This is a genomic window from Streptococcus oralis, from assembly GCF_023109005.1.
GTDB classification, from domain to species: Bacteria; Bacillota; Bacilli; order Lactobacillales; family Streptococcaceae; genus Streptococcus; species Streptococcus oralis_BU.
The window spans coordinates 79,907-96,328 of the sequence record NZ_JALDTU010000001.1; the positions used below are offsets into that span (position 1 = coordinate 79,907).

The 16,422-nt window shown below is 42.4% G+C and carries 15 protein-coding genes; 10 read left to right on the forward strand and 5 right to left on the reverse strand.

What is annotated here, in order from left to right; translation table 11 throughout:
* Positions 1-13 precede the first annotated feature (13 nt).
* Together sdaAA and sdaAB are read right to left on the reverse strand one after the other, a co-directional pair.
* On the reverse strand, positions 14-886 hold the full coding sequence (gene sdaAA, locus M1F56_RS00365; RefSeq protein ID WP_247916488.1) for an L-serine ammonia-lyase, iron-sulfur-dependent, subunit alpha: 873 nt from the start codon (positions 884-886) through the stop codon (positions 14-16).
* A gap of 8 nt (positions 887-894) precedes the next feature.
* Complete coding sequence (sdaAB, locus tag M1F56_RS00370; protein ID WP_247916489.1) at positions 895-1,566, reverse strand: L-serine ammonia-lyase, iron-sulfur-dependent subunit beta; 672 nt, start codon at positions 1,564-1,566, stop codon at positions 895-897.
* Positions 1,567-1,807: 241 nt separating this feature from the next.
* Between sdaAB and M1F56_RS00375 the strand changes: the two genes are divergently transcribed.
* Entirely contained in the window at positions 1,808-2,431 is a 624-nt protein-coding gene (locus tag M1F56_RS00375; protein ID WP_247916490.1) for a LysM peptidoglycan-binding domain-containing protein, read from the forward strand.
* 21 nt (positions 2,432-2,452) lie between these two features.
* Here M1F56_RS00375 and M1F56_RS00380 read toward each other — a convergent pair whose 3' ends face one another.
* Positions 2,453-3,319 carry a helix-turn-helix domain-containing protein gene (locus M1F56_RS00380; protein ID WP_247916491.1) on the reverse strand — a complete coding sequence of 289 codons (867 nt, stop codon included), beginning with the start codon at positions 3,317-3,319 and terminating at the stop codon, positions 2,453-2,455.
* Between the two features lie 183 nt (positions 3,320-3,502).
* On the opposite strand from M1F56_RS00380, the gene M1F56_RS00385 reads away from it, so the two are divergent.
* From M1F56_RS00385 to mnmG, 8 genes are all read left to right on the forward strand, one after another.
* Positions 3,503-5,611, forward strand: coding sequence for a bacteriocin-associated integral membrane family protein (locus M1F56_RS00385; protein ID WP_247916492.1), 2,109 nt, complete (start codon positions 3,503-3,505; stop codon positions 5,609-5,611).
* Complete coding sequence (locus tag M1F56_RS00390) at positions 5,608-6,237, forward strand: ABC transporter ATP-binding protein (protein ID WP_247916494.1); 630 nt, start codon at positions 5,608-5,610, stop codon at positions 6,235-6,237. The genes M1F56_RS00385 and M1F56_RS00390 overlap by 4 nt, the downstream gene beginning before the upstream one ends.
* Positions 6,238-6,466: 229 nt before the next feature.
* Complete coding sequence (locus M1F56_RS00395) at positions 6,467-7,273, forward strand: ABC transporter substrate-binding protein (RefSeq protein ID WP_247916495.1); 807 nt, start codon at positions 6,467-6,469, stop codon at positions 7,271-7,273.
* A gap of 15 nt (positions 7,274-7,288) precedes the next feature.
* Entirely contained in the window at positions 7,289-8,485 is a 1,197-nt protein-coding gene (locus M1F56_RS00400) for an argininosuccinate synthase (RefSeq protein WP_247916496.1), read from the forward strand.
* A 27-nt stretch (positions 8,486-8,512) separates the two neighbouring features.
* Positions 8,513-9,904 carry an argininosuccinate lyase gene (gene argH, locus M1F56_RS00405; protein ID WP_247916497.1) on the forward strand — a complete coding sequence of 464 codons (1,392 nt, stop codon included), beginning with the start codon at positions 8,513-8,515 and terminating at the stop codon, positions 9,902-9,904.
* Positions 9,905-10,065: 161 nt separating this feature from the next.
* Positions 10,066-11,187: a tRNA 2-thiouridine(34) synthase MnmA gene (gene mnmA, locus M1F56_RS00410; protein WP_247916498.1), complete on the forward strand. Its 1,122-nt coding sequence runs from the start codon at positions 10,066-10,068 to the stop codon at positions 11,185-11,187.
* A 139-nt stretch (positions 11,188-11,326) separates the two neighbouring features.
* Positions 11,327-11,782, forward strand: coding sequence for an NUDIX hydrolase (locus M1F56_RS00415; protein WP_247916499.1), 456 nt, complete (start codon positions 11,327-11,329; stop codon positions 11,780-11,782).
* Positions 11,783-11,790: 8 nt separating this feature from the next.
* Positions 11,791-13,704, forward strand: a complete 1,914-nt coding sequence (gene mnmG, locus M1F56_RS00420; protein ID WP_247916501.1) for a tRNA uridine-5-carboxymethylaminomethyl(34) synthesis enzyme MnmG — start codon at positions 11,791-11,793, stop codon at positions 13,702-13,704.
* A 138-nt stretch (positions 13,705-13,842) separates the two neighbouring features.
* On the opposite strand, the gene rnjA is transcribed toward mnmG, so the two are convergent.
* The gene (gene rnjA / locus M1F56_RS00425; RefSeq protein ID WP_084852803.1) at positions 13,843-15,522 is read right to left on the reverse strand and encodes a ribonuclease J1; all 1,680 of its coding nucleotides are present in this window, start codon (positions 15,520-15,522) and stop codon (positions 13,843-13,845) included.
* A 1-nt stretch (position 15,523) separates the two neighbouring features.
* On the reverse strand, positions 15,524-15,757 hold the full coding sequence (locus tag M1F56_RS00430) for a DNA-dependent RNA polymerase subunit epsilon (RefSeq protein WP_024057074.1): 234 nt from the start codon (positions 15,755-15,757) through the stop codon (positions 15,524-15,526).
* A 291-nt stretch (positions 15,758-16,048) separates the two neighbouring features.
* Between M1F56_RS00430 and M1F56_RS00435 the strand changes: the two genes are divergently transcribed.
* Positions 16,049-16,264, forward strand: coding sequence for a hypothetical protein (locus M1F56_RS00435; RefSeq protein ID WP_000492028.1), 216 nt, complete (start codon positions 16,049-16,051; stop codon positions 16,262-16,264).
* Positions 16,265-16,422: the final 158 nt, after the last annotated feature.

A 16,422-nucleotide genomic window follows, 5' to 3' on the forward strand; every position in this document is an offset into this window, starting at 1 on the left:
CTAATAGATAAACTTATTCTCCGAAGATTTCTTTTTGTAGGCGACGACCAGTCGGAGTGGCTGCAAGTCCACCTTCAGCCGTTTCACGAAAGGCAGTTGGGAGGCTGGATCCGACTTGGTACATGGCATTGATAACTTCATCGACAGGGATTTTAGATTCGATACCTGCCAAGGCCATATCAGCCGCGATAAAGGCAAAGCTGGCTCCCATGGCATTTCGTTTGACACAAGGAACTTCAACCAAACCAGCAACAGGGTCACAGATGAGACCTAGCATATTTTTAATGACAAAGGCGATGGCTTGGCTAGCCTGATAGGGCGTTCCACCTGCGGCCAAGGTCAAGGCTGCGGCACTCATGGCAGAGGCAGAGCCAACCTCGGCCTGACAGCCACCTTCAGCACCTGAGATAGAGGCATTGTTTGCGATAACCAATCCAAAGGCACCAGCAGCAAAGAGGAAATTTAACTGTTCTTCGTGGCTGAGGTCAAGTTTTTGGATAGCAGCAGTGAGAACGGCTGGCAGACAGCCGGCACTTCCTGCGGTTGGAGTAGCGCAGACCAAGCCCATCTTCGCATTGTGTTCATTGACCGCGATGGCATTACGGGCTGCTGATAGGATGGTAAAGTCCGACAAGGCCTTTCCACTTTTGAGATGGCGGTCTAGTTTGGCAGCATCGCCACCCGTTAAGCCACTACGGGATTTATTTTCACTGAGACCGAGCTCAACAGAGGCTTTCATGACTTCTAGATTGCGTTCCATGAGGAGGAGAACTTCTGGCCGTTCTCGACCGGTTAATTGATATTCTGTCGCAATCATGAGTTCGGCGACATTTCCTTGGAAGTCTATATCTGCTTGCTCGACCAATTCTTTGATAGAATAAAACATGCTTCCTCCTACTTAAAGAAATTGACATTGTGGAGATGAGGGATTTTTCGGATTTCTTCAATCGCCTCTTCGCAACTTCGACTATCGACTTCGATAATCATAATGGCTTTTTCTCCAGCTTTTTCTCGAGTCACATTCATCTGAGCGATATTGATATCGAAACGAGAGAGGGCTTCTGTGACATGGGCAATCATACCCGGAACATCCTGATGCACGATGATGATAGTCGGGGTATTCATGTTGAGAGAGACAGCAAAGCCGTTAAGCTCCGTAACTTGGATATTTCCCCCACCAATGGAAATTCCTGTCACACTGATGGACTTATGGTCATTCTTTACAGTGATTTTGGTGGTGTTTGGGTGAGGAGCGTTGCTGTCTTTCTGAATGGTCCAGACAATCTTGATACCACGTTTATGGGCAATCTCTAGGCTATTTGGAATGTCGGGATTGTCCGTATCCATACCTAAAATACCAGCGACGAGAGCAAGGTCAGTTCCATGACCACGGTAGGTCTTGGCAAATGAATTAAATAATTGGAATTCGACTTCTGTTGGCGTATCGTCAAAGATGGAGGAGACGATTTTCCCAATACGAACAGCTCCAGCTGTGTGGCTACTTGATGGGCCAATCATGACTGGTCCGATAATATCAAAGACAGATTGAAAACGAAGTGATTGCATCTGTTTCCCCTTACAAAGATTCTTGTTTCTATTATATCAAAGAATGAAGTTCTGTGCTTATTTCCCTTATAAAACTGGAAAAATGGATAAAAATAGTATAAAATCTTGTCTTTTATGACAAAAATATCAATGTTTCAGTAAATATAAAATATTTTTGTAATATTTCTACATAAAACCGTTAAACAACGGTAACATTTAAAAGGTATCATAGATATATTCAATGGAAGGAGAATTTTTAGATATGTCATTAACAACTAAAAAAATCAAAACAACTATCGCAGGAGTAGCAGCTTTACTTGCTTTCTTTGCCCCAGCTCTTGCCTCTGCACAAGAAACTGTAACATACACTGTTAAATCAGGTGATACTCTTTCAGAAATCGCTGAGAAGTACAACACGACTGCTGAAAAATTGGCAGCAAAAAACAATATCAAAGATATCCACCTTATCTATGTTGACCAAGTTTTGGTCATCGAAGGAACAGCTTCAACTGTAGCTCCAGCTGCGGCAACGGAAGAATCAGCTCCAGTAGCTACAGAAACAGTTGAAGAAGCTCCAGCAGCAACAACAACTTATGAAGCACCAGCTGCACCTGCAGCTCCAGTAGCAGAAAGCAACACTGCAGCAGCTTCAACTGTAAGTGGTTCTGAAGCAGAAGCCAAAGAATGGATCGCTCAAAAAGAATCAGGTGGTAGTTACACAGCTACAAATGGCCAATACATCGGACGTTACCAATTGACAGATTCATACTTGAACGGTGACTACTCAGCTGAAAACCAAGAACGTGTAGCAGATGCCTACGTTGCAGGACGCTACGGCTCATGGACAGCTGCCAAGAACTTCTGGCTTAACAACGGTTGGTATTAAGATGATATAGAAAAGGAAGTCTCAATGGCTTTCTTTTTTGTTTACAAAGATGTTAACTTCTCGCTCTAGCTCTGTTAGTAAGTGTTCATCTTCTACTAGTTTAGCTAAGGAGAGTCCATTCTGTATCAACTGAGCATCATTAGCACAAATGCCGATACGAATATAGGAAAACGCAAGTGTATCATACTGTTTGCTTGCTTTTGCATCCTCTAAGAGAGTGTAGCAAAGCTGTTTGCAAAGCAACTTATCACCATTGTAAAGATAAAGAGTTGAGAGATTCAGAAGCAACATCATACGAAGCCGAAAGACAGGACTGTAGTGTTTATAAACCTCTAGTCGTTCGAGAATTTTTTCGGTAATCTGATGAATATACTCCATAGGAAAAGCAAAGAGAATGGTATTGAGAATTTTTAAGTCATTCTCGTACCAAGTGTCCTGCTTTTCTATCTTCTTCCATAGCTTCTTTACAGTATTGTTAACTTCGATTGACAGTTTTTTAGTCCCATTTTGGCGGATATAGATAACAATTTCTAGCATATCTCGTATCTCTTTTATGGGGAGGTCGTGGTGAGTTTTGAGGTAGTCTTGACATTCTTGAAATAGTTTTTCGAGTTCACTAGTCCCTAGGATTGAGCTCATATTGAGATAGGTTTGCATAATTTCTGTGCGTTGACTTGGTTGATAAAGTTGACAGATATATTCAAACTCTTCAAAATTCATATTGACTTGTCGGAGAAGAAACTCCATATTCTCATATTTAGGAGTTGTTTTCCCGCTTTCGATTTTTGATAGGCTGGTTCTTGAGAGAACATCCCCACAGACCTCCTCTTGGGTTAACCCCTTTGACTCACGGATTTCTTTATAAACATTTCCAAAATCGTAGCGCATGATTTCCTCCTTATTTGTGAAAAAAGTTAACAGAAAATAGAAACTGATTAAAAATATTGTATCATAGTAGTATAAAAAGTAAAAAAGGAAGCTAAAATAATTTGTGAAAAAGGCTAACAAATTTTACGACAAGGTATATTGTATTTTATAATCAAGATGATAAAGTACTGAGGAGGTGTCTTTATGAAAAAAATCAGTAATTTCTGTATGTTACTCCTGCTTCTGTGTACCACTTTTTTTGTTTTTAATGTAAACTACACACGAGAAGTGGTTCGGATTCAAGAAATGGGAAAGACTGCGAGTTCTTTGGATGTGTACTTGAAAGATGTCAATGAACCTGCAGGGTCTGTTCTTCGATTTTTTGAGGATGTATCAAAGGAGTACAAAGTATCCATCATCAAAACAGACAGTGGTGATGAGGTAATCAAGTCAGGTGTTTTTGATAAAGATACCTTCCCCTACCAAGAGTTTGGGATTTCTTCCCTTGATTTTACCACAGATGGTGAAGGAGTCTACAGTAATAAAGAAATTTCCAATAAACTTGGTACGATTCCGACCTTTCTAAAAGCCAAGCCTATTCAGCTTATGACTTTTCAAGCCTACATCAAGGATACATCTCGTAGTTTAAATGGTCGCTATACGATAACTTCTACACAAGAGATGGACAAGGATGGGATTGTAAAGAAATGGAGCGATTTTTTCAAGACAGACCAGGCTACCTTGCTAGAGCCGACCTACAAAAGTGCAGTGGAAGTCATAAATCGAGATTTGCTTTTATCTGCCATTGCTTTTGTCTTGGCTATTTTACTTCTTGTGTTAGTGACAGTGTATCAACCGATGATGGAGATGAAAAGAGTTGGGGTACAAAAATTACTTGGTTTTCAAGATCGGGCTGTTTTAGCTGATGTTGTGAAAGGCAACCTCTACCTCTTCCTAGGTGGGGCGTTTGTGATCAATCTAGGAGTGCTTTTCTTGCTTGATTACAAGCCAAAAGATTTGTTCCCAATGTTATGGTTGTCGCATTTTTTGCTTTTGCAACTTTATCTCTTTACCAGTTGGTTGACTTACCTCTTAATCCAAAAAATGACAATCAGCTCTCTGCTGAAAAGTTTTTCATCTTTCAAATTTGGTCTACTCTTTAATTATTTGATGAAAATTGGAACTACTATTTTACTGACAGTCTTGCTAGTTGGGGTAGGAAAAAGTTTGGAGCAAGAAAACAAAGAGTTGGATTACCAGAAACAGTGGATCAGTCAAGGAAATTATCTGACCTTGGAAACTTTCCAACTCAATGATAATCTGTGGCAAGAGCAGTTGGCAGGCTCAGGGCAAGCAGTGGATTATTTCTATCGATTTTATCTGGATTTGGTAGAAAAAACGCAGGCGGGCTATGTGCAAACTAGCAACCTGCCTATAAAAAATTTTGTCACTGCAGAACAAGTGCAGCGGTATCAACTGGCTGATATGCTAACTGTTTACTACGCCAATCGTCATTTTTTAGAAAGTCAGGGATTCAAGTTACCAGATACCGGCGCAAAAAAAGTTATTTTGATGCCAGCAAGTACGAAAGGTGAAGAAGATAAAAATCAGCTCTTGGGGAAATTAATTGCCTATCTTTCGATGAAGTATGAAGAGCAGCAAAAACGAACGATAGAGGAGATGGATGTCGAGATTGCCTATTATGAAGGAGATTGGTCGTTCTTTCCATATAGTGATAAGCGAAAGGAAAATCTCTACAATCCAATTATTAGCTTGGTCAATGATTCTGATATGATGTGGGATGAAAAAGCTTCCCTGTCTACAACAGGTTTAAATAACCCGATTAAAATCGAAAATACGGCTCAACATCAAAAAGAGGTGACAGCGTTAGTTGAGAAATTATCAGATGGGAATTATTTAAAATTTTCATCTATTCAAGCCATTCAACAAGATAAAGTAGATTCTTATCGAGATGCTGTTCGGAATTTCAACATACTCTTTGCTTTGGTTGGTCTTCTTAGTATGATGATTTCCTACTTCTTACTAGTAACAACTTTCTTATTGAAGCGAACAGATATTATTACCAAGAAGTTTATGGGCTGGAAATTGATAGATCGGTATCGTTCCTTGCTGGGTCTTCTATTAGCTGTCTATAGCCTTCCTTTTGTAGCCCTGCTATTCTTTACACAGGCACTGTTCCCGCTCTTGCTTTTCGCAGGATTTACAGGCTTAGATATTCTGTTTGTACTTTTTTTGGGCTCTAAGATGGAAAAACGAAATGTAGTGCAGTTATTGAAAGGGGATCACTTATGATAAAGTTGGAAAATGTTACGAAAACCATTGGGGAAAAAGTTATTTTGGAGAACTTATCTCTAAAAATTAACCAAGGAGATTTAGTTGCCATTGTTGGAAAAAGTGGCAGTGGCAAGTCAACCTTGTTAAATCTTTTGGGTTTGATAGATGGTGATTATAGTGGATATTATGAAATTTTCGGTCAGAAAAATGTACCTGTCAATTCTGCTAAGTCGCAAGCGATTATCCGCGAACATATCTCCTATCTGTTTCAAAACTTTGCTCTGATTGATAATGAAACGGTAGAGTATAATCTCATGCTCGCTCTAAAGTATGTAAAATTATCCAAGAAGGACAAAGTCAAAAAGATAGAAGAAATTTTAGAGAGAGTGGGGTTGCCATCAACTCTCCATCAAAAGGTTTCAGAGTTATCTGGAGGGGAACAGCAGCGAATCGCAGTTGCTAGAGCCATTTTAAAACCCAGTCAGCTCCTGTTAGCAGACGAACCAACCGGTTCTCTAGATCCTGAAAATCGAGATTTGGTTTTAAACTTTCTCTTAGATATGAACAAGGAAGGGAAAACGGTCATTATCGTTACCCACGATGCCTATGTGGCTCAACAATGCCATCGAGTTATTGAATTGTGAAAGAGAATGTGGAGAGTTCGTTGATCTCTTCATCTTACTTGTAATTGGACAATTGTATTTTTAAAAAAATTAAATAGTATAAATAAGCTTATTATATGTAAAAATATATCATATAATAAGCTTTTTCTTGGTTAAAATGAAATAAAATACAGTTTTCCCTTGACAAACGAAGATGAGAAGAGTATTATTTATACAATGATAAAGTATAAAAATAAAAGGAGGCTCTTCTATGAATAAAGTGAAGAAGGTGTTGATGACGATGTTTGGTTTGCTTATGTTTCCCTTATTATTTGCTTGTAGTAACAGTCAGTCCCAAGGTGTTGAAGCCATTAAGGCTAAAGGAAAATTGGTGGTGGCCCTAAATCCAGAGTTTGCTCCATTTGAATACCAGAAATTGGTCGATGGGAAAAATCAGATTGTAGGTTCAGATGTTGAGCTAGCCAAAGCCATCGCAAAGGAACTAGGTGTAGAAGTGGAGTTCTCTCCAATGAGTTTTGACAATGTACTGGCTAGTCTTGATTCAGGCAAAGCCGATCTTGCCATATCAGGTGTTTCTAAAACGGAGGAGAGAAGTCAAGTTTACGATTTTTCAATTCCCTACTACACTTCGAAAAATAAGGTTATCGTAAGAAAATCTGAATTAACGAATTACCAATCAGTCAAGGATTTGGCTCAGAAAAAGGTTGGAGCGCAGAAAGGCTCAATCCAAGAGACTTCGGCCAAAGAAACCTTGCAGGATTCTTCTCTCGTTTCACTTCCTAAAAATGGGAATTTGATAACAGACTTGAAATCAGGGCAACTAGATGCGGTTATCTTTGAGGAACCAGTGGCGAAAGGATTTGTAGAGAATAATCCAGACCTAGCCATCGCTGAGTTTGATTTTGACAATGACAAAGAAGATTCCTACGCTGTTGCGATGAAAAAAGACAGTAAAGAATTAAAAGAGGCGGTTGACAAAACCATCCAGAAGTTGAAGGATTCTGGGGAATTGGACAAATTGATTGACGATGCTTTTAAAGCCTCTATCGAAAAATAGAAAGAAGGAAGAGAAATGAGTAAGGAAAAAGTTATTTTAGCCTATTCAGGTGGATTGGATACATCAGTTGCTATTACATGGTTAAAAAAAGACTATGATGTGATCGCTGTTTGTATGGATGTGGGTGAAGGAAAAGATTTGGAGTTCATCCACGATAAAGCTCTCAAGGTTGGGGCTGTCGAGTCTTATGTCATTGATGTTAAGGAAGAATTTGCTAATGACTATGTATTAGTAGCCCTTCAGGCTCATGCCTACTATGAACAGAAGTATCCCTTGGTATCCGCTCTGAGTCGCCCTCTGATTTCAAAAAAATTAGTTGAACTAGCTCATCAGACGGGGGCAACCACAATTGCCCATGGTTGTACAGGTAAGGGAAACGACCAAGTTCGGTTTGAAGTCTCTATTGCAGCTTTGGATCCCAATTTAAAGGTAGTTGCACCTGTTCGTGAGTGGAAATGGTCTCGTGAAGAAGAAATCCAATATGCCAAAGAAAACGGCGTCCCAGTTCCCGCTGACCTTGACAATCCTTACTCTGTCGATCAAAATCTTTGGGGACGTGCAAATGAATGTGGTGTCTTGGAAAACCCTTGGAACCAAGCGCCAGAAGAAGCATTTGGAATCACATCTTCTCCAGAAGAGGCGCCAGACAGTCCAGAATTTATTGACATTGAGTTTAGCTGCGGGGTGCCCATCTCCCTTAATGGTAAGAAGATGAAAGTGGCAGATTTGATTCAAAAGCTCAATGAAATTGCAGGCAAACATGGTGTCGGACGGATTGACCATGTGGAAAATCGCCTAGTTGGTATTAAGTCAAGAGAGATTTATGAGTGCCCAGGTGCTGTGACTTTATTGGCAGCTCATAAGGAGATTGAAGACTTGACTCTTGTGAGAGAAGTGGCTCATTTCAAACCCATTATCGAAAATGAGTTGTCCAATCTCATCTATAATGCCTTGTGGTTTAACCCAGCAACTCAGGCTTTGATTGCCTATATCAAGGAGACACAGAAAGTTGTCAATGGAACTGCAAAAGTTAAACTCTATAAGGGGAACGCCCGGGTAGTGGCGCGGAAATCTCCAAATTCTCTTTACGATGAAAATTTGGCGACTTATACTAGTGCGGATACCTTTGACCAAGATGCGGCTGTTGGATTTATCAAGCTTTGGGGGCTTCCGACTAAGGTTTATTCAGAAGTTCAGAAAAATGTTGAGTAGTGACGCGATAGAAAGGGACGACAGGATATGCCGAAAAATACAAAATTATGGGGTGGTCGATTTGAAGGCACTGTGGAAGATTGGGTAGAGCAGTTCGGTGCGAGTATTTCCTTTGACAACCAGCTGGCAGAATTTGATTTGATGGGTTCCCTAGCTCATGTTCAAATGCTAGGACAGACTGGCATTTTGAGCTTGGAAGAGGTAGATCAGATCCAAGATGGTCTGAAAGCTTTGTTGCGAGATTTAGAGGCAGGAGAGCTTCATTTTGATATTGCAAATGAAGATATTCATATGAATATGGAAGTGTTGCTGACAGAGAAAATCGGTCCTCTGGCTGGGAAATTGCACACGGCTCGTTCTCGGAATGACCAAGTCGCAACGGATATGCACTTATATCTAAAGGAGCAACTTGGGCATGTCTTGGATAAGTTGGCGAATCTGAACAGTGTTTTGCTGGGTTTGGCTGAAAAACATGTGGAAACCATCATGCCAGGCTATACCCATTTGCAACACGCCCAACCGATTAGTTTTGCCCACCATCTCATGGCTTATTACAATATGTTCCAAAGGGATAGCGAACGATTTGCATTCAACCTAAAACATACGGACCTATCTCCCCTGGGTGCGGCTGCCTTGGCGGGGACAACTTTTCCAATCGATCGTCAATTATCGAGTGATTTATTGGGCTTCCAACAACCCTATACCAATTCCTTGGATGCTGTGAGTGACCGTGATTTTATCTTGGAATTCCTTTCAAACGCCAGCATTTTGATGATGCATATGAGTCGTTTTTGTGAAGAAATCATCAATTGGTGCAGTTTTGAGTATCAGTACATTAGCTTGTCTGATAGCTTTTCAACAGGTTCGTCTATCATGCCCCAGAAGAAAAATCCTGATATGGCCGAATTGATTCGAGGGAAGACAGGACGGGTTTACGGGCACTTGCTTGGACTATTGACCGTCATGAAGTCTTTGCCTCTGGCTTACAATAAGGATTTGCAAGAGGACAAGGAAGGCATGTTTGATACAGTAGAAACGATTTTGAATTCTCTGGATGTGTTGGCAGGTATGCTATCGAGCATACAGGTTAATAAGGACAAAATGCAGCAATCCACAGAGAATGACTTTTCGAATGCGACTGAACTGGCAGATTATTTGGCAGAAAAAGGCCTCCCTTTTAGAGAAGCGCATGAAATTGTAGGAAAACTGGTTCTAGACTCTATCAAGCATGGTAAAAACATCCAAGATTGGGGTTTGAAGGAGTTGCAAGTCTACCATCCCTTGATTGAAGAGGATATTTATATCTACTTGCGTCCAGAAACTGCTGTTCAGAGACGGAATTCCTTAGGAGGAACCGGCTTTGAGCAAGTGAAATACCAGATAGAACAAGCGAAGAAAGAACTTAAAGGGGAAAATTGATTCATTTGCAAAGTATGAAAGAGAGGCTGAGATGATTTATCAGCCTCTTTCTTGTCTTCTCCAACCAAGCGTGTTATAATGAATACTGCTCAAGCGACCTTCAATCGTTAAAGCACACACGACCTTCAATCGTGAATAAACGAATAGATGGGAGACTTATCATGAGTGATAACTCTAAAACACGTGTTGTCGTGGGGATGAGTGGTGGTGTTGATTCGTCGGTGACGGCTCTTCTTCTCAAGGAGCAGGGCTACGATGTGATCGGTATCTTCATGAAGAACTGGGATGACACAGATGAAAACGGCGTCTGTACGGCGACCGAAGATTACAAGGATGTGGCTGCGGTGGCAGATCAGATCGGCATTCCCTACTACTCTGTCAATTTTGAAAAAGAGTACTGGGACCGCGTTTTTGAGTATTTCCTAGCGGAATACCGTGCAGGGCGCACGCCAAATCCAGACGTTATGTGCAACAAGGAAATCAAGTTTAAGGCCTTTTTGGACTATGCCATGACCTTGGGCGCAGACTATGTAGCGACTGGGCACTATGCCCGTGTGGCGCGTGATGAGGATGGTACTGTTCACATGCTTCGTGGCGTGGACAATGGCAAGGACCAAACCTATTTCCTCAGTCAACTTTCGCAAGAACAACTCCAAAAGACTATGTTCCCCTTGGGACATCTGGAAAAGCATGAAGTTCGCAGACTAGCAGAAGAAGCAGGACTTGTGACTGCTAAGAAGAAAGACTCGACAGGGATTTGCTTTATTGGGGAAAAGAACTTTAAAAACTTTCTCAGCAACTACCTACCAGCCCAGCCTGGTCGTATGATGACTGTGGATGGTCGTGATATGGGTGAGCATGCAGGTCTGATGTATTATACAATCGGTCAGCGTGGCGGACTTGGTATCGGTGGCCAACACGGTGGTGACAATGCTCCGTGGTTCGTTGTCGGAAAAGATCTGAGCAAGAATATCCTCTATGTCGGCCAAGGCTTCTACCATGACTCGCTCATGTCAACTAGCCTAGAGGCCAGTCAAGTTCACTTTACTCGTGACATGCCAGAGGAGTTTACGCTAGAATGTACGGCTAAATTCCGCTACCGTCAGCCTGATTCTAAGGTGACTGTACATGTTAAAGGAGACAAGGCGGAGGTCGTCTTTGCAGAGCCGCAACGCGCGATCACACCAGGACAGGCAGTTGTCTTTTACGATGGCGATGAGTGTCTTGGCGGTGGCTTGATTGACAATGCCTACCGCAATGGACAAGTTTGTCAGTACATTTAGATTGACAAATTTTCTCAATTTGCTACAATAATAAAAGCAATAGAAATGATGGTCAAAGCTCATGGATGTTGCAGGCTTTTTGTCCTGCACTTCTTTGGAGTTTTGACTGTTTTTGTGTCGTTTAAGGGAAAGGACAAGAATGACTCAACAAGACTTTCGGACAAAAGTGGAAAATACTGTTTTTGGTGTTCGGGCGACAGCCCTGATTCTCCAAAATGGCAAGCTCCTAGTTACCAAAGACAAGGGTAAATATTACACTATCGGCGGTGCGATTCAAGTCAATGAAAGCACGGAAGACGCGGTAGTCCGTGAAGTGAGGGAAGAGCTGGGTGTCAAAGCTCAAGCTGGGCAGCTAGCTTTCGTGGTTGAAAATCGTTTTGAACAAGACGGTGTTTCCTATCACAACATCGAGTTTCATTACCTGGTGAACTTGCTTGAGGATGCACCATTGACCATGCAAGAAGACGAAAAACCGCAGCCTTGTGAGTGGATTGATTTGGATCAGCTCCAGAATATCCAGCTAGTTCCAGCCTTTTTAAAAACAGCCCTACCAGATTGGGGTGGCCAACTAAGACACATTCATCTTGAAGAATAGGAGAGAAAATGACTTATAATTTTACGGAAGAATACGATATTATTGTAATCGGTGCGGGACATGCTGGGGTCGAGGCTTCCTTGGCTGCCAGCCGTATGGGCTGCAAGGTCTTGCTAGCGACTATCAACATTGAAATGCTGGCTTTCATGCCTTGCAACCCTTCTATCGGTGGTTCCGCCAAGGGGATTGTCGTGCGTGAAGTGGATGCACTTGGTGGCGAGATGGCTAAAACCATTGACAAGACTTACATCCAGATGAAGATGCTCAACACTGGGAAAGGTCCAGCTGTCCGTGCTCTTCGTGCGCAGGCTGACAAGGAGCTTTACTCTAAGGAAATGCGCAAGACAGTTGAAAATCAAGAGAATCTGACCCTTCGTCAAACCATGATTGATGAGATTTTGGTGGAAGATGGCAAGGTTGTCGGTGTTCGTACAGCGACCCATCAAGAATATGCTGCCAAGGCTGTTATCGTGACTACAGGGACTGCCCTCCGTGGGGAAATTATCATCGGAGACCTCAAGTACTCGTCTGGCCCTAACCACAGCCTAGCTTCGATTAACTTAGCTGATAATCTCAAGGAATTGGGCCTCGAAATCGGTCGTTTCAAGACAGGAACACCTCCACGTGTCAAGGCTTCTTCTATCAACTATGACGTGACAGAGATTCAGCCAGGGGACGAAGCGCCAAATCACTTTTCTTATACTTCACGTGATGAAGATTATGTCAAAGACCAAGTGCCATGCTGGTTGACCTATACCAATGGTACCAGTCATGAGATTATCCAAAACAACCTCCACCGTGCGCCTATGTTTACAGGTGTGGTCAAGGGAGTGGGGCCTCGTTACTGTCCGTCGATTGAGGACAAGATTGTGCGCTTTGCGGATAAGGAACGTCACCAACTCTTCCTTGAGCCAGAAGGGCGCAATACAGAGGAAGTCTATGTTCAAGGACTTTCAACCAGTCTACCTGAGGATGTACAGCGCGAGCTAGTTCATTCCATCAAAGGTTTGGAAAATGCTGAAATGATGCGAACTGGTTATGCCATTGAGTACGACATGGTCTTGCCACACCAGTTGCGTGCGACTCTGGAAACCAAGAAAATCTCAGGACTTTTCACAGCTGGTCAGACAAATGGAACGTCAGGTTACGAAGAAGCTGCTGGCCAAGGGATTATCGCGGGTATCAATGCGGCTCTAAAAATCCAAGGCAAGCCTGAATTGATTTTGAAGCGCAGTGACGGTTACATCGGGGTCATGATTGACGACTTGGTGACCAAGGGAACCATTGAACCCTACCGTCTCTTGACCAGTCGTGCTGAATACCGTCTCATTCTTCGCCATGACAATGCAGATATGCGTTTGACAGAGATGGGACGCGAGATTGGTCTTGTCGATGATGAACGCTGGGCTCGCTTTGAAATCAAGAAAAACCAATTTGACAATGAGATGAAGCGTCTAGACAGTATCAAACTAAAGCCGGTCAAAGAAACCAATGCCAAGGTTGAGGAGATGGGCTTCAAGCCGTTGACAGATGCAGTGACAGCCAAGGAATTCCTTCGTCGTCCAGAAGTTTCTTACCAAGATGTGGTGGCCTTCATCGGGCCAGCTGCAGAGAATTTGGATGACAAGATTATCGAATTGATTGAAACAGAAATCAAGTACGAAGGCTACATTTCCAAAGCCATGGATCAGGTTGCCAAGATGAAACGCATGGAAGAAAAACGCATTCCAGCTAATATTGACTGGGATGATATTGACTCCATTGCAACAGAAGCCCGTCAGAAGTTCAAACTCATCAATCCAGAAACCATCGGCCAAGCCAGCCGTATTTCGGGAGTAAACCCAGCAGATATTTCTATTTTGATGGTGTATTTGGAAGGTAAAAATCGTAGTATTTCTAAAACTCTTCAAAAATCAAAATGATACGTCGTCGGCTTCGGCTCACCTAACTTAAGTTATTCTTTCGCCTAGCCTTCTAGTCTGATTTCGATTTTTATTGAGTTTCAATCTCAAAAGAAAGCATAGAGAAAAACAGCTCCGAAGATGGGGCTGTTTTATAATTTATTCTTCATCTGGTGTGAGGATCATCGGGATGATAATCGGTTCACGTTCTGTATTTTCATAGAGGAAAGGACGAATGGCGTTGACAATGGCACCATTGACAGATTGCACGCTAGCATCCTTGTTTTTCAGTGCGATACGAATGGCATTGAAGAGGATGCGCTGGCTTTGGCGAATCAAGTCGCCAGACTCTCGCATGTAGACAAAGCCTCGGCTGAGGATGTCTGGGCCAGACAAGATCATTTTAGACTTGAAGTCAACAGTTGCGACTGCTAGAACGACACCGTCTTCAGATAAATCACGACGGTCTTTGAGGACAGCAGCACCGATTTCACCGATACGATTTCCATCGACATAGATGTCTTGGGCATTGAAATGCCCAGCGATACGAGCTGAGTTAGCAGTAAGGGCAAGGACATCACCATTGCTCATGATAAAGATATTGTCCTTCTCGACACCCGTATCCACCGCTAGTCCAGCGTGGACTTTTTGCATGCGGTATTCACCATGGACAGGCATGAAGTATTTTGGCTTAATCAAGCGGAGCATGAGTTTTTGCTCTTGCTGACCACCGTGTCCAGATGTATGGATATTGTTCACTTTACCGTGGATAACTTCGACACCAGCTTCAGAAATAGTGTTAATCAATTTGTTGACGCTAGTAGTGTTTCCAGGGATTGGGCTAGAAGAGAAGATAACGGTATCGCCGGGTTGGAGTTGCACCTGACGGTGAGTTCCGTTAGCGATACGAGAGAGGGCTGCCATCGGCTCCCCCTGACTACCTGTACAGAGGATCAGAACCTCGCCTGCAGGGTAGTCTTTGATTTCATTTGGCTCGATAAAGGTTCCCTTAGGAGCTTTGATGTAGCCAAGTTCGATCCCGTTGACAATGGCCTTTTCCATAGAACGACCAAAGACCGCAATCTTGCGTCCAGTCTTAACAGCAGCATCTGTTGCTTGCTGAAGACGGAAGATATTTGAGGCAAAGGATGCAAAGATGATACGTCCTTCAATGCCTTGGATAATCTTCATGATGGACTGACCAACGACTTTTTCAGAGTTGGTAAAGGTTGGCACTTCCGCATTTGTCGAGTCAGAGAGGAGACAGAGCACGCCTTCTTCCCCAAGGGCTGCCATACGGTGCAAGTCGGCAGGTTCTCCAACTGGAGTGAAGTCAAACTTAAAGTCACCCGTACAAACGATTTTCCCTTGAGGGGTATGAATGACAATTCCCAAAGGCTCTGGAATGGAGTGAGTGGTTCTAAAGAAAGTTGCCTTGAGGTTTTTAAAGGTCAACTCAGTGTTGTGGTTGATTTCGTAAAGTTTGGCGTTGCGCAAGAGGCCGTGTTCTTCGAGTTTTCCACGGATCAAAGCCAGGGCAAGTGGTCCAGCGTAGATAGGGACATTTGCTTGCTTGAGCAAGAAAGGAATCCCACCGATGTGGTCCTCGTGTCCGTGTGTAATCAAAACAGCCTTGACACGGTCAATATTGTCCACGATGTAAGAGTAGTCAGGGATAACGTAGTCGATACCCAGCAAGTCATCTTCCGGGAATTTAATCCCAGCATCGACGATGATAATTTCGTCTTGGTATTCAATTCCGTAAGTGTTTTTCCCGATTTCTCCCAGACCACCGATGGCAAAAACGCCGACTTCTTCAGGTTTAAGAGTGTAGGCCATATTAGAACTCCGTGATTTCGAAAGCGCCAGTTTCTTTCTCGTAATCTAGCAATTTGTCAGACAAGAGTTCGATAAATTCGATATTGTACTCTGGGCGGTTTTCTTCGACAAGTTGGCGAGCAGCGATACGGCCCTCAAGTTCTGAGCTGGCATCGATGTCTAGGTAAAGTGCTCGTGTTGTTTCACGACGTGGGCTACGTTCTTTTGTTTCTTGATAAAAAACTTTGTAAATCATATAGTTCCTTTCTATTTACAGGTCAGCTTAATTCCAAACTTTTAGCAGAGATTTGCTTAATTTCATTCCATTTTGTGTCTAGATTGACCTTGATTCGTTACAATTATTTCAATTATACCACAAAATGAAAAATTAGTAAAAGACGGAAAATGAGAAAGTCGTGAGGGGAAGAGGGAGCAAAAAGATAGATAGAATTTGGTTGGAGAGCGCTTAGGTGTTATAATGGAAAGAGAAAGGGAAGTTTATGGATGGGAATATTCCCTATAGCTTTTAAAACAAGGAGGATTAAGAATGTTTAGTTTGTTTGAATTTGCAGTAGGGGTTCGCCTCTTGATGTTTGTAGTCTTTGTAGCCTGTGTCTATGGGGGGAATGCCCTGTTTGTGCATCTGGAACACCGCAAAACAAAATTCCTTTGGAAGCTTGCTTTTGTGACGCTCTATTCAATTTTTCTCCTCCTTGTAACCTATGTTGTCTGGTTTGTTTTTTACTTTGGTTTAAATGCTTAAGCTCCAGTTATTCATCTAAGCATACAGAAAATCCACCCCGTCTTGATAGAGGGGGCGGACTTTTCTATTTTCAGATGATATCTTAATTCTTACGATCATGATTTCTCGCATCGAAAATCGAGTTGAAACATAAAAAGAAAATAATGCAAACAGATAAA